The following is a 13,719-nucleotide window of genomic DNA, read 5'->3' as shown; positions in this document are numbered from 1 at the left end:
TTTAACCCTGTTCTGCCATATCGGCCGCGTGTTCGAGCCGAAATCCGATAGCTGGCCATTGCGTGAAAACCCTCGGGCTTCGGCCGAGAGGGATGCGGCCGTTGCCCTGCGGGTCCTGCTCGCGGAGGATACGCAGATCAGCGCGGACGTCCTGCTGGCGATGACCCGCCATTTGTCGGTCGCTATGGACCATGCAGTCAACGGCCTCGAGGCGATCGGCATGATCCGGGCGGCGGAACAGGCCGGGCGACCCTATTCGCTGCTCCTGCTCGATGTGAACATGCCTATCCTGGATGGAGTCGAGACCGCGCGACGCCTGCGGACCGAAGGGCTCAGCGCAGACGATCTGCCGATCATTGCCATCACCGCCGCCACCGAATTGCAGGAAGTGCGCGCCTATCGCGCCGCCGGCATGCAGGCCTACCTCGAGAAACCGGTCGCGCTGGATGACCTGCGCGCCACCTTGCGCGCCTGGGGCCACCGCACTGGCAGCCGCCCCGAACGCACGCGCAATGCCGCCATGGCCGCGCTGAAGTCCAAATTCGAGGATCGGACGATCGCCCTTCTCGGGCTGCTCGATGGAGCACTGGCACGTGAGGGCATGGTCGACGAGGCGCTGGTCATGGATCTGCGCAACCAGATGCACCAATTGGCTGGTATCGCGGGATCCTTCGGGCAACCGCGCCTGGGCGATGTCGCGCGCGGCCAGGAAACGGCGCTTCTCGCGGCCTTTTTCGCGGGCGAGGACGTCAGGCCGGTGCTGAAATCCGCCCGCGAGGCACTTCAGGGCGAGATTTGAGGCGATGCTGACGACCTGTGTCGCCCGGGCCCGCCGCGTGGCCGCTGCCGCAGTTGCGGTCTTGCTGGCTGCGCTCGCCCTGCCTGCTTTGGCACAGAATGGCGATCCGGTCGAAATCGCTGCGCGCGTCGAAGTGATCGGCATCCAATCCGACATCATGATGGAAGATGGCGACGATATCGACAGTTCGGGCTTTGGCATTCGTGGCGATCTTGCACTCGATTGGAGCCTGAGCCCGAACACCACCGCGCGCGTCGAGATCGATGCCGGCGTATTCGATTATGAAGGCATGAACCGGGATACGCTTACCACTTACGGCGTGACGGCGAGCGTCGAGCATGAAATCTCGCCCAGCGTCACCGTACGCCTGCAGGCCAGGCGCCTCGAAAACGTTGCTGTGCTCGAGGCCTTCAGCGCAGACCAGACCTCGATTGCCGCGCGTGTCGAGTGGGAACAGGGCAACGATCGAGTCCGGATCGAAGCCGATTATCGCCAGCGCGAATACGACACGGCCCGCGCCGGGGAGGGCGAAGGCTATCGCGCCACCGCGCAATACAACCGCCGCTTCGGCCCCTACCACTGGTTGCGCCTGGACGCTCGGGTCGAACAGCTGCGCAGCGAAGACGAGGAACGACGCAGCTACGATCGCCGGGTGGCGCGCATCAAGTACAGTCATCCCCTGAACAGGATGCTGCGCCTGCGGCCTTCGGTTGAATATCGCGAATGGGACTATGCCGCGCGCATCGCTCGCGGGGATGCCGACGGCGCGCTGCGCGAGGACAGCTACGTCGCGCCCTCCGTGGACCTTTCCTGGGGGCGGGCCAGCCGCGGACCCTATGCTACCGCCAGCGCTGAATACCGGTTCCGGCAATCGAACGACATTCGTTACGATATGGACGGAGCAAGGTTCGGGCTCGTCGCGGGCTACCGCTTCTAGAGCCTCGACACCTGCCGGACGGGGTCGACGGGATACGCGACCTCCGCCTGAACCTGCTGCCCGTCAGGCCGCCCGCTTCTCGCGCCGATCCTTGATAGCCTTCATCAGCCAGCCGCCCTTCTGGCGCGTGGTGAGAACCTTCAATTCGGCCGCCGCGCGCTGGTTGGAAATCTGCTCGGAGATGAGCGAGGCATAAATCCGGTCGGCCGCCTTGCGCCGCCGGACGGCATCGCCAGCATCGATGAAGGCCTCGACCGCCGTGACCAAATTCGTGCCGGCGCCGGCAAGCCTGCTGTTCTTGCCGGAATCGCCCGCGCCCGCGTCGATCGACAGGGATGCGAACTTGCCCATCTGGTCATCAAGTCGGGCCTCGAGGCCGTCGATCTGCGCCTGCGACAGCGGGGCCTGCGCACCCTGCCCGCGCAGTTCACCCAGCACAGCGCGCACCTCCGCCTCGCTGAGCGCGCCGAATTCGTGGAAGCTGGCCAGCATGCGGTAGCCCCGCTCCACGCTTGCCGGATCCTCCTCGCGCAATTGCTGGCACGCTTTCCACGCAGCCTCCCAGGCTTGCCAGCGATAGACCCAGTCCAGACCCGTGCCCTTGATATTCTGCATGCCCATGATGCGGTTGAGCAGGCCCGGGGGTGTGTTCGCGGCGACCAGCCGAACGATCGCTTCGCCCTTCATATAGTAGTCGCGCACGGGTACCAGCTTGGCGTGAAACGCCTTGCCGAGCAGCGCGCGTAGCGCCTGGTCCTGGCTTGCCGGATCGGCTCCGCCGGTCACGGCCTGCTCGATGGCGACATAATCGCGATGAAGGGCGGCCATCCCGTCGTAGTGGGCGGCGATGGCATCGCCATGCTCGACCTTCGCATCCCGCAATGCTTGCGCAAGCGCGCCGGCTCGCGCCGCTTCCACGGCGGCTTTCGCGGTGATCCTCTCGCCCTGCGGGGCGAGCATTGCAGCCAGCACGCCCTCGAGCGCGGTCGGGGTGAGCGCGATGCGCTGGTGGTTCGCCAAGGCGCGCAGCCTTTCCAGCGGCGCCTCGTCCTTGGCGACCAGGCTGAGATCGGCGGAATAGTCTGCCCATTCCTCCTCGATGAACCCAAGGAGGCCCTCGATATTGGACCCTATCAGGAAATGCCTGTCGGCCGCGACATCGCGCACAAGCATGCGTGCGAAAACCCGGCTGCGCGGGACGCGGTCCGCGCGGTTGTTGACCACGGTGGTGACGAAGACTTCCGGGTCCTTCTCCAGATCGTGGTCTGCGAACCCCATGCGCGTCCAGTTGCCCATCGCACCGAAACGTTCATTGGCGGACATCCCCATCACGAATTGCAGGCTGCGCCCGTCGATCTCGGTGCGCGGATAGGTTTTCAGCACGCCCAGATCGGCCACCACCCGGTCGGACATCTCCTTCACGCAGAAGTCCGGCTCAAGCCCCAGTTCGTCGCCCATCGCCGTCACCAGCGCGATATTGAATGGGTGCTCCTCGTAAGGGAAACGGTCCAGCAACGTCTTGTGGATCAGGCCGGCCTCTTTCCAGCCGACCGAACGCATGGCTGTTCCGGCCTTGTCCGCGCCCTCGGCAAGGATCGGGAGCATTTCCTCCTCGGTTGTCAGCAGCGTCGAGCCATGCGGAATGAATTCGCACATGACTTCGGGGATGTTGCGGCCGGCCGGACCCTGCACGTCTTCGTGATCGGGGTAAGTGTTTGTGATAGTTCCGATATCGTCCCGCATCCAGTCCTGCTGCAATACCCGGACGTAGGAGGGGTTGAGGCCCATGCATTCCCACAGGAAGACGCGCGCCTTCAGCCCGCGCGAGGTCTTGAGCAGGTTGAACTGCTCCCAGATCGTCGCCTTGTCATAGGGTCGGAAGAGAAACATTTCGGTCAGCTCGCCATAGGGATTGCCGAGCAGGAACATCGCTTCGCAGCCAGTGGTCTTCGAGACGATTGAGGGGCCGAGCGCGTTGATCAGACCAGCCTTGAGCCGTTCGGTGCCCGATTTGCCGCGCGTTCCCCAGCCTCCCAGCACCAGCGAAAGTCCGTTGCGCAGCCGCCGCGCCTGCCAGCCAAGCACGACGTGGCGGCCGAGAAACCATGCGCTTGCGAGGCCGACAAATACGCCCAATTCCACCAGATTGTTGGCGAAAACCGTCGAAACATAGGCCGAAGCGCGATCCCACACGATCGGCAGCGCAGCGAACACGCCGCCCGCACTATAGAGTTTCACGATATGCGGTGTGGGCGCTCCCGGCGTATCGTCATAGCCTCTGAATTCCAGCGTCAGGCCCAGTGTTCGCAGCGCACCGACATAGGCTTCGGGGTCGCGATTGCGCTGGGCAGCAAGCTCGGGAAAGCGGCGCGTAACTGCGCTGAAGGCGCGCGTCCGTAAAAGGATGCCCGCGGGCGCTTCCACGCTGGTGATGCCGGCGCTGGTGTAAACCTGAGTCCGGCCCCCACGATCGAGCGCGGACAGGACCTGATCGACGAGCGGGAGATAATTGCGCCAGCCCCCTTCGGCGCTTTCGAACAGGGGCTCGCCGGGAACCTTGGTTGGAGCAAGCTCGGCCATGCGTGCGCTCGGCGCAATCATGTCGCCGTGATAGTGGCGACCCTTCGTATGGTAGAAAGCCTGCCGCTTGTCGGTCGCGCTCTGCCGTCCCTCGAACAGCATGCGCCAGGCGCGTCGGCGGAAGAACTCCCCACGCTGGATCGTCGGACGTCGCCCAGCCTTCAATGCCAGGCCGAAATCACGCTGGGCGAGCACTGCCATGACCCGGCCGACCCGATCCCGGTCATCTTCAATCCACTGGCGAAGAGCCGGTATGCGGCGGATCGCCCCCTCGCGCATGGGCACGACGACCTTTGCCAGCTCCTCGCCGATTTGCCGTGCCTCCGGAATTGTCCAGAACCAGATCCGCTCGCGTGTCTCGTCGCTCCAGCGCCAGAGCTTCGGCTTGGGATCGCGCCCCCGCAGGCCCTCCACGGCACGATAGAGCTGGCGCACGATGCCATCCGCCACTTCGCCTTGGGTCCGCGCGATTTCCTCGGCGAGAAGGGCGCAGGCGTCGAGCGCGATGCGCAGGACGAATTCGTCTTCATCCTTGTGAAGTACCGCCGTCAGGATGCGAATATAGAAATTGGCCGACAGCACTCCGAGCATGTCCGCGGGCCGGGCAAACAGGGCAGCGCGCACCTGCGGGTCCGTATCGCGGGCCAGTTGCTGCGCCAGCCGGCTCGCGCGGGCCGGGCTGAGCAGCGGCAGCATTTCGGCAAGGACCTGCCGGACAGCGCCTTCGGCGTCTGTGCACAGGAGCTCGAAACCGGCGTCGAGCCGGGGGTTTGCGTCCACGCGCGCCGCGACCCGGCGGACCAGGTGCCGGCGGACGAAAACCTCGCTATCGCGTTGGGCAGCGGTCTTTTGCTCCAGATCTGCCGCGAGGCGACGCTCGACCAGCGAATGGACCGTGTGGGGCGACAGCGCAAACATGGCATCGAAAGCCTCGCACTGCGTCCATACATCCTCTCCGTGATCAAGGCAGGCGCGGCGGGTCGCGCTGAGAGCGGCATCGAGCCACAGCCCGCCCGTGCGCGAGGGCAGCTGCTCCGCAATACGGCGCATGCAACTATGGGCGGCGCGCCGGATGCGCGGATCGCCGAGCCAGTGACGCATTGCCGGGAGCAATTCTTCGAAAAGCTCGGTGAAACTGTCGCCTTCCAGCACCAGCGGATCGGATGCCGCGGCCTCCCCGGCGATCCAGCCGAGCCTCTCCAAAGCGAAGGCAAGCACGCGCTCGCGTTCGCCGAGCCGCTTCGTGTAACGCTCGAGCACGGCATCGGCGTCGAAGAACTCCTTCGTCGCTTCCGCATCGCGTTTGAGCGACCGCCCGCGCGAACCCATTGCCCGTGCGAAATCCAGCACTGCAGCACGCTGTTCCGCACTGTCGAGCGCGCTGGCGTGGCGCGACTGGAACTGCGCCTCCGCCTTGCCGAGCCGTGCGATGGCATCGCGTTGGAGGAGGCAAAAATCGGTCAGGACAGTCGCGTGGCGAGCGGCGGGCAGCGCATCTCCCTTGTCCGCGGCATAGGCGAGAATTTCCTCTCGCAGGTCGGCATATACGGGCAGCAGCTTGGGAGCGAAGCCGCGATCCAGTCGCTTGCCGAGGGGCACCTCCAACGCATCGGAGCCGGGCAGCTCGATATGGGTGACGGCGTTCATGCGGCAACTCGCTCGAGACAGGACCCCAACCGGTCGAGGAGCCGCCTGTCTTCCAGCAAAGCGCGGCGCAATTCAAGCGAGAGTTCGAGGTGCACGAAGCCCGCGCCGCCGGCATCACGCAGCGCCTGTCCTTGCGCATTTTCCAGCCCGCCTAGTTCACGGGTCTGCACCGGAAAGATCAGCACCTCGCGTGGCTCAACCGCCTGACTCAAACAATCCGCGAGATCGAATATCGTAGTCCCGGGTTCTGTCGTCCCGTCGCTAACGATGATTGCTCCGTCGCGCGCACGCGCAGTGGCGCGCAGTTCTCCGTCAAAGCCGTGAATCTGCACCACCAGCCCGCCCGGAAAGCGGTCGGAAAAACCTAGCGCAAACGAAGTGAACGGATGCTCACGCTCGCCGGCTAGATCGACCACGGCGCAGCGGGCCTCGTTCTTGCCCTGAACCTCCTGGCGCGGAACGGTGTTGCGCGCCGCAGCACGTGTCGGGACACTGTCGAACAGGAGCCAGGCGAGATCGCCGGTATGGCGATCATGGAAAGCGTGCGGCGCCATGACCAGCACCGGTGCGCCGCCTTCGGCGCGCAGGCGATATTCGCCCTTGTCGCCGCAGCGCCCCGGATCGCGCAGGCTGACGATGCCGTCCTTCTCGCTTCCCGCTAAACCGATTGCGGCGAACTGCTTGGACTGAACAGCGCCCTTGGCGAACAGGAGGCGTGCCTCGTCCGGTTCGGGAGCACAGCCGGCGACCGCGGTGCAGAGCGCAAGCAACAGAAGTCGGCAGCGCATCATGATGCGCCTTCCTCGCCGCGCTGCGCGGCATAGATCACCAGTGCGTCGTAATCGCGACCCTCGACGCCGACCGGGCCGACCGGACGCCAGAGATTTCGCGCCAGATTGCGCACCTCGTCCTCGGTAAGCATCTCGGCAGGAAAGGGGCTGAAAGCGGTCAAGGTAGCCCGCTCCTGCGCGCTGCGCCGCAGCAGGACATCGCGCTCCTCACCCGCCAGGACCGGCCGGCGTTCGTAAACGCGAACGTCGACTGCGGTTACCGGGGCATCGGCCTCGATCAGCGTTATGTCGACGCGGGTGAAGGGCGTGTCGTTTTCGACCACCAGCTGCGCGACGCCCCAGATGGCGAGGTCGCCCGTGCGATAGAAACGGCGGGCCCTGCCATCGGGCAAATAGCCGTCGTCGCGCCCGGCGAGTAGCGCCTGCTCGTACTCGGCCAACTGGTTTCCATCGCCATCGAACAGCGAGATCCTCAGCCGGTACATCAGCCCTTTCACGTCGGTCGGCGGAGAGGCCGTTGCGGCATGCGTCAGGAGGCGAAGGTTGTCCACCGGCTGGGAGAAGGCGAAGCTGAGCGGCTCCTGCTCGCCGAGCCTATAGGCCAGCATGCGATCGGCGATGCGCAGGTCCTGACTGGTCGAATCCTGTGCCGCAACGACGTAGCGCGCCATGGGAAGCGCCCACACCCACCCGCCATAGGCTGCCAGAGTACCCAGCAGGAGAAACGCCGCGCTGCGCGCGATCAGCGTCAGGCTCATCGCGCGCCTCCCGCATAATTCATGACCCAGCCGATCGCGTAGCGGCGGCCCTGGGTGGTCGCATAATAGCGTTCGATCGTGCCGGGTCGCGCTTCGTAACCGCCGAATGCCGCGCTGCCATCGGCGACGACCGTACGCACGCCTGCCGACCGCATTGCCGACACCAGCGGCTCGAGATCCGGATGTTCGGGGCCGAGGACGTCTCTTGCGACGAGAATATCGGGGCGACCTGCAATATCGGGTGCTGCCCGCGTGCGTTGCCGCAGATGCAGCGAGAACGGCTCGATATCCTCATCTTGCTGTCTGACCACCTCATGCCAGAACACGGTTGTCATGCTCCGCGGCGAATTGGCGGCGCTGTCGGGCCAGGGAGCCACGAGCAGCAGATCGCTGCCCCAGCTGCGATGCACCACTGCGCCAAGCCGGGCTGCGCGCACATAGTCGCCTTCCTGCCAGGTAAGAACGCTTTTCCGGACAGGAGCATCAGCAGCCAGGAATACCTGCCCCTCGTGCCGGGCGCTGGAAAACAGCGTCCAGTGGTCGCGCCCCGCTATCTGACACAGACCCACACCGAAACCAGCAATGTCAGCAGCTGTGCGCGCGGTTAAAGCGGTCCCTCCATTGAGCGAATCCTCTATTAGCGGCGCCGCGATTTCATAGCGCAGGAATGCAAGGCGTTCGTGGTTTCTCCATGGCCGGCGAGCGTTGGTTGGGTCCACCAATCTGCAGGCACCCGTGCCGCGAAGCTGCGGTGCGCGGACGGCGTTGAGCCTGGATTGGGCACTCCGCCCCAAGAACAGGATCGCCCGGCTGCCCGCTCTACCTTCGGTCGCTTCTGCGTCGATCCGCGCGGTGATGTCGGGGGCGAAGGTGCGAAGGCTGGGCAGATCGATCGTTCCGATGGAAGCGTCTGCATAGGAGATTGTGCTGTCATCGCTAGCGCTCGGCTCGAGTTCCAGTTCGACCGCCTTGGTCGCCTCGCCGAAAATATCCGCCACACTGCGGCGCTCGATATCCGCCAACGGGACCGGTGCGGAAAGGACCAGCCAGCGCGCGTCGAGACGGTCTTGCAGGACCATCGCCGCCGTCGCCATTCCCGGGCGACTGGTCGGATCACGCAGCACCACCGCCGCATCGCGCCTTGCAGACGGATCGAACACCAGCAGCTCGCGGCCGGCGCCATCGGCGCGCACAATTGCCAGACGCTGTTCGCCAACCGCCATCAGCCGCCACCCGCCCGCCTGCATGTCGAAATCGGGCGACGACTGCGGCGCGCCGCTTTCAAGCGAGAAGACCAGTTCCGCGAGCGCCTCTTCGGCTCCGGCGAGAAGCGGCGCCGCGCGACCGCTTGCCGCGCGCATGTGCGCATCGCCGACAGCCTCCACCACCAGCAGGTCCAGTTGCTTGTTTCTGACCGCAGCCGCCTGCTGTGCCCTCGCCGCGTCCCCCACCGTCGTGCGCGAAACTGCCGCGGACAGGCCGAAGCCGACGATGTTGCCGAATACGGCGCCCATCAGGCTGACCTGGAGGGTGGAGCGGGCAAGCCGCGGGAAGATGTCCTTGTCGTGTGCCTTGATCGCTATCAGCGTCGAAAGCAGGTAACCGAAGCCGTAGAAGTCGGTCGTCTTCACGTCGAAGCCCTGCCAGACGATAAACCAGCCCAAGGCCATCTTCCAGGCGAAGCTGATGTTGAAGAACAGCAGCAATTTGCGTCCGCCTTCGATGGTGGCGTTGGCAAGACTCGGCAGTTTGAGCAGCAGCCGGGCGATCACGTAGATGATGATTGCCTCGAGGAAGGAGGTCACGATCTTCGTCGGCTGGTACCATTGCAGCGCGATCAATGCCGGGATCAGGATACCGGAGAAGTCCCAGCCGTAGCGCACGTTCATATGGCTCGCGATCAGCGCGGTCAGCGTCAGGATGATATAGGCCTTGGGACTGGCAAGGATCGAGCTGGCCAGCCCTTCGTACATGTAGGTCACCGCGCTCATGCGGAAATTGGTGAATTCCATCAGGCCGTAGCGCACGACAAGATAGGTGATCCCCATGGTGACCACCGCCGCCCCCAGCCCGCGCACGAGGCCCGGCTTCCAGAACTGGTTTGCCAATAGCGAGATGATGACGAGGCCGAAGCTCTGGAGATTGTCGCGCCAGTCGAACCGGCGGTCGAAATCGCTTTCCAGCCAGGCGGCGATCTCGGGTAGTACGTACCCATCCATGACCAGTCGCACGGCGATACTTGCCAGGATCAGGCCCATGAAGCGGTCGCGACCGAACAGGCTTGGATAGCGTCCGCGGCTCAGTTTCTCGCTGAACACCCAGACCAGCGCATAGGCCATGATGGCCTCGACGATTATGACGGCGCCTGCCACGGGCTTCACGATCAGCAGCGGGACGATATACCCCGGCACCACGAGGCCCGACAGCACCCAGCCGTAGCGCAGGTTGAAAAAGCACAGCACGAAGACCCCGACCCAGACAGTCGTGATAATCGAGCTGACGAGACCGCCCTCGGGAAATATGGTGAGCGGAAACAGCGTCATTGCCGCAGCAATTGTCCGCCATGGAGTGCAGTACCTATCTCGCTCACAAGCCAGGCGGGCTCGACCGGCTTGCGCGCAATCGCGACGACGCCGAGGGAGCGGAATTCATCGCTGAGCGAGTTCCCGGCCGTCGAGGAAATGACGATGACCGGTGGCCGTGCTTCTCCCTTTTCGTTGAGCACGCGCAGGAACCGCACGCCATCCATCTTGGGCATGACGAGATCGAGGACCACGAGATCGATCCCGCCCTGCGCCATGCGGACCAGCGCTTCCTCACCGTCATGGGCGGTCGAAACGCGGTAGCCCTCGATCTCGAGCGTCAGCTCGAGCAGGCTGGCGAGGATCTCGTCGTCATCGACGATAAGTATGTGTGGGGCTGTCATCCGATGCGCCTCAGCTTGACGTTGAAGCCGAAACCGCGTGCGTCGCGTCCCCAGTAGGAGACGCTGCCACCCCACTTCGAGGTTCGCGCGATCCCGCGATTGATCTGGCGATACTCGCCGACCGACTGGTCCTCGCCCTTGGTCAGGAGATAGACCAGGCGGCCGAAGCCGATACCGAAGCCACCGGAAACCTGGATTTGCGTTTGCGTATCCTGCTCTTCCAGCTTGACCACCACCGTGTCGCCCTGCGGCGTGTCGGCGACGACTACCCGGATCATGGCCTCGAGCATGTCGGCCAGCGCACGCGGCTCGGCAATGGTGAAGCCGCTCATGGCAGGCAGCTGAACATCGATCGTGACATCGAGATCTTCGGCAAGGCCGACTGTCTTCTCGAGCGTCTGGAGCACCAGGCTGCGTGCGTCGACGGGGTAACAGGCTTCGACCAGATCGTCGTTCTCACCCCGTACGAGTTCGGCAACCTCGTCGAGACGTCCCGTGGCGCGGCGCGCCGCCTCGCCGATGCGGGCGACGATCGGGCCGACACGATCTCGCTCAAGCCGGGGGTTGGCCGCCAGATCGCTGGCAAGCAGGATGGCCTCGAGGTCGTTGCGCAGCTGCAGGTCGATGAACAGGCCGACCGATTGCCGCAGGTCGGCAGCCGCGTGCAGGTCGGTGATGTCGACCGCCTCGAGCACAATGACGCGGTCGGTGCCGCGCGCCATGCTGTCAGGCGCCGCCACTCTCAGGATGCGTTCTACCGGCCCCAGCTCGCGCATGGGCAGTCGCATCTCGCCACCACGCACGACCAACTCCTGCAGCATCGCCTCGATCCGGACGACATCCAGCGTGGTAAGGGCGACAAGCGCGTCGACCAGTGGTGTTTCGTGAAGTGCCAGGCCCGCTTCCTGGTATAGCTCCTCCATGGCTCGATTGGCATGGAGCGGAGAGCCGATCAGGTGGAAGATGATGATTGCGGTATCGATCGTGTCGAAACCGCGCCTGACCTGATCCGATTCGCGCGAAACCAGCTCGATTGCGCTGGCTACTTTTTCGTCGATCGGCAGGTAGCGTTCTTCCTGCCGTTCGCGCGCATTGAGGTCAGCACGCCAGCGAAACAATTCCCTGAAGGACGATGCTGCCGCGCGGACAAGCTGGCCGCGCTTACCAGATCGCCCGCCGGGCGGCACAGCGTAGAGCCAGAACAGGTTCCTGTCGGCCCCGCCGATCCATGTCAGGCGCGCTTCGCAATCCCAGCCGGGAACGAGGCTGGCTGCGTCGAAACCGCCCTGCCGTCCACGCAGCTTGCGCAGCTCCCGCCCAAATTCGGCGCGATCCATTGCGATGTCGTCCAGCGAGGCGTCGATACCGCTTACCAGCGCGAGCTCCCCGGTCCCGGAAAGCTCCATCAGAAGGCTTTTCGAAACACCGGCAATCCGCGCTGCAGGCTCCACGAACTGTGGCAGGCGAGCTCCTTCGCGCAGCGCAGATCGGCGGACCGAATTCTGCACAGCGCGTGCAGCAACCTGTTCGAGCCTGTTGTCCTGCCGGCGCTCGCGGATCAGCATCCGCTGCACCGCGATAATCCACGGGGCCAGCAAGAGGGCCGTCAGCGGGAGCAAGCGGCCAGCCAGCTCGAGTGCGAGCAAGCCGCCGAGGAGAATCACGACGCTGGCAATCAGCGAAACCTGAAAGATCATGCGCTTCGGATCGCTGCGGCGATAGGCCACGGTCAGCGCAAGTCCGGCTGCCAACAAGACAATCCAGCTGTCCCACACGCCGGCGCGCTGGACATGTTGGCCCGTGGCGAGAGTCTGAACGGCATGGGCGCGGAACAGGGCCGGCGACATCGCCAGCCGATCGGGTTCACGCGAAGTGGCTAGGGTCGGGGCTAGCGACTGCCGCCCCGCCACGATGGCAACGAGGCCTTCAAGATCGGTGCTGGCAAGCTCGCCATTCACGATCTGGCTGGCCGGAATGACCGGGATCGACTGGGTTCGCGGCATCCGCACGAGGAATTCGCCTTCGCTTGGCGGAATCCCGGCGAGCCGCGCTTCGAACGAGGGCACTATACGGCCCGCCGCGGGCAGGCCCAGATACTGCCCGCGCTGGATACCGTACTCCGAAGGGGCAAGATTGCCAGCAGCCACTTCAGTGCGCGGACCGGTACTCACCGGCGCACCCGTGAAAATCCACCGGTCACCAAGCGGTACGCAGTCGGCAAGCCGGGCATGGATGCGAAGCGCGCCGGTAGGCGCGCCCTCGGGCGGTTGCTGATCCAGATAGCCGATGCGCGCGATGCCTTGCTGGGCCAGGGCGGCGTCGAGGCTGGCGCGACCGGTCTCACCCATCGCTGCGAAGCGCGCATTGCGCTCGATCACCACGACTTGCGGGGCAGTGGCGCTTCCCAGCACGGCATAGCGATCGAACAAACGTCCGTCGCTGTCCCGAAAGAGGCCGAACTGGTGGATTATCGCCAGCAGTGCGACCGTGACCACCGGCAGCAGGATGCTGGCGAATTGCTCGCGGCCGAGCAGACGCCAATTGGGGCGCGCAGCAGCAAGGCGGGGAAAGGGGAGTGTGCCGAGTCGAGCCATCGCAAAAGTCAGCGCGGCGCAACGGGCGCGGATCGCGAGGGGATACGCGACGTGATCGCTTGACCAGCCAATGTACACCCCCTGTCGAACCCGTCGGGCAGCACACCTGCCCAGCGATGCGCGATCGTCACCGCGCACGGGATTTCCCTACGTAAACAGGGTTAATTTTGCGTTAGCTTGTCGCGGAGCGTCCCAATCCTTCACTGCCCATTGCCGACCGTGCGACTAAGCGGCCTTGCGGGCGTCGAAAAAGCCGCGGATATGCGCGGCAGCCGCGGGCACGACCTTCGCTGCATCGAGCCGTTCGAGCAAGGCGGCAACGCTCGGCTGATCCGTGCCGACCCGCTCCATCCGCCAGCGCGGAAACGAGCGTTGGTTGATCTCCTCACGCACGAGGACCTCGATCGAATGATGTCGCGGATCGTGGGCCAGAACGGCCAGCAACTCGTCGAGCGATGCCGTGGGTCCTTCGACCAGCTGGAGGAAGACATCGCCCGAACGGACGAGGAATCCGGTCACTTCGCGGGCCGGATTGTTGCGCGCCGAAGTCTCGACAATTTCGAAGACGGCATCCGAACCAAGTCCGTCCGCCGCGATCGATCGGTAAAGAAGCTGCTGCATGATCATATCTCCTGCAGCAGCCTCCTAGATCCGACCGCTTAATTTCCAGTTTCCCTTGCCGGAGCC

The 13,719-nt window shown here is 64.7% G+C and carries 9 protein-coding genes; 2 read left to right on the top strand and 7 right to left on the bottom strand.

Features of this window, described 5'->3' with window-relative positions:
• The first annotated feature begins 28 nt into the window (after positions 1-28).
• Both P8Q88_RS07830 and P8Q88_RS07825 read left to right on the top strand, forming a co-directional pair.
• The gene (locus P8Q88_RS07830) at positions 29-799 is read left to right on the top strand and encodes a response regulator (RefSeq protein WP_278323291.1); all 771 of its coding nucleotides are present in this window, start codon (positions 29-31) and stop codon (positions 797-799) included.
• Positions 800-803: 4 nt separating this feature from the next.
• Positions 804-1,736, top strand: a complete 933-nt coding sequence (locus tag P8Q88_RS07825; protein ID WP_278323290.1) for a hypothetical protein — start codon at positions 804-806, stop codon at positions 1,734-1,736.
• Positions 1,737-1,799: 63 nt separating this feature from the next.
• Here P8Q88_RS07825 and P8Q88_RS07820 read toward each other — a convergent pair whose 3' ends face one another.
• The 7 genes from P8Q88_RS07820 to P8Q88_RS07790 form a co-directional block, all read right to left on the bottom strand.
• Entirely contained in the window at positions 1,800-5,963 is a 4,164-nt protein-coding gene (locus P8Q88_RS07820) for a hypothetical protein (protein WP_278323289.1), read from the bottom strand.
• Positions 5,960-6,754, bottom strand: coding sequence for a hypothetical protein (locus P8Q88_RS07815; RefSeq protein ID WP_278323288.1), 795 nt, complete (start codon positions 6,752-6,754; stop codon positions 5,960-5,962). The genes P8Q88_RS07820 and P8Q88_RS07815 overlap by 4 nt, the downstream gene beginning before the upstream one ends.
• Entirely contained in the window at positions 6,751-7,512 is a 762-nt protein-coding gene (locus P8Q88_RS07810; RefSeq protein ID WP_278323287.1) for a hypothetical protein, read from the bottom strand. Before P8Q88_RS07810 ends, P8Q88_RS07815 begins: the two co-directional genes overlap by 4 nt.
• A complete protein-coding gene (locus P8Q88_RS07805; protein WP_278323286.1) occupies positions 7,509-10,055 on the bottom strand; it encodes a poly-gamma-glutamate biosynthesis protein PgsC/CapC in 2,547 nt (848 codons plus the stop codon). Before P8Q88_RS07805 ends, P8Q88_RS07810 begins: the two co-directional genes overlap by 4 nt.
• Positions 10,052-10,438, bottom strand: coding sequence for a response regulator (locus P8Q88_RS07800; protein ID WP_278323285.1), 387 nt, complete (start codon positions 10,436-10,438; stop codon positions 10,052-10,054). Before P8Q88_RS07800 ends, P8Q88_RS07805 begins: the two co-directional genes overlap by 4 nt.
• Positions 10,435-13,032 carry a hypothetical protein gene (locus P8Q88_RS07795; RefSeq protein WP_278323284.1) on the bottom strand — a complete coding sequence of 866 codons (2,598 nt, stop codon included), beginning with the start codon at positions 13,030-13,032 and terminating at the stop codon, positions 10,435-10,437. Before P8Q88_RS07795 ends, P8Q88_RS07800 begins: the two co-directional genes overlap by 4 nt.
• Before the next feature lie 225 nt (positions 13,033-13,257).
• Positions 13,258-13,653, bottom strand: coding sequence for a BLUF domain-containing protein (locus P8Q88_RS07790; RefSeq protein ID WP_278323283.1), 396 nt, complete (start codon positions 13,651-13,653; stop codon positions 13,258-13,260).
• Between the last annotated feature and the right edge of the window lie 66 nt (positions 13,654-13,719).

It is taken from the genome of Qipengyuania marincola (genome assembly GCF_029688625.1).
Taxonomy (GTDB): domain Bacteria; phylum Pseudomonadota; class Alphaproteobacteria; order Sphingomonadales; family Sphingomonadaceae; genus Qipengyuania.
Note: the sequence above shows the minus strand (reverse complement) of the source record. Positions and strands in the feature narration are given on the sequence as shown.

Excerpts from the sequence above, each read along its gene's own strand:
- P8Q88_RS07800 (WP_278323285.1), bottom strand. The coding sequence starts at position 10,438 with ATGACAGCCCCACACATACTTATCGTCGATGACGACGAGATCCTCGCC.
- P8Q88_RS07810 (WP_278323287.1), bottom strand. The coding sequence starts at position 7,512 with ATGAGCCTGACGCTGATCGCGCGCAGCGCGGCGTTTCTCCTGCTGGGT.
- P8Q88_RS07820 (WP_278323289.1), bottom strand. The coding sequence starts at position 5,963 with ATGAACGCCGTCACCCATATCGAGCTGCCCGGCTCCGATGCGTTGGAG.
- P8Q88_RS07805 (WP_278323286.1), bottom strand. The coding sequence starts at position 10,055 with ATGACGCTGTTTCCGCTCACCATATTTCCCGAGGGCGGTCTCGTCAGC.
- P8Q88_RS07815 (WP_278323288.1), bottom strand. The coding sequence starts at position 6,754 with ATGATGCGCTGCCGACTTCTGTTGCTTGCGCTCTGCACCGCGGTCGCC.
- P8Q88_RS07825 (WP_278323290.1), top strand. The coding sequence starts at position 804 with ATGCTGACGACCTGTGTCGCCCGGGCCCGCCGCGTGGCCGCTGCCGCA.
- P8Q88_RS07795 (WP_278323284.1), bottom strand. The coding sequence starts at position 13,032 with ATGGCTCGACTCGGCACACTCCCCTTTCCCCGCCTTGCTGCTGCGCGC.
- P8Q88_RS07790 (WP_278323283.1), bottom strand. The coding sequence starts at position 13,653 with ATGCAGCAGCTTCTTTACCGATCGATCGCGGCGGACGGACTTGGTTCG.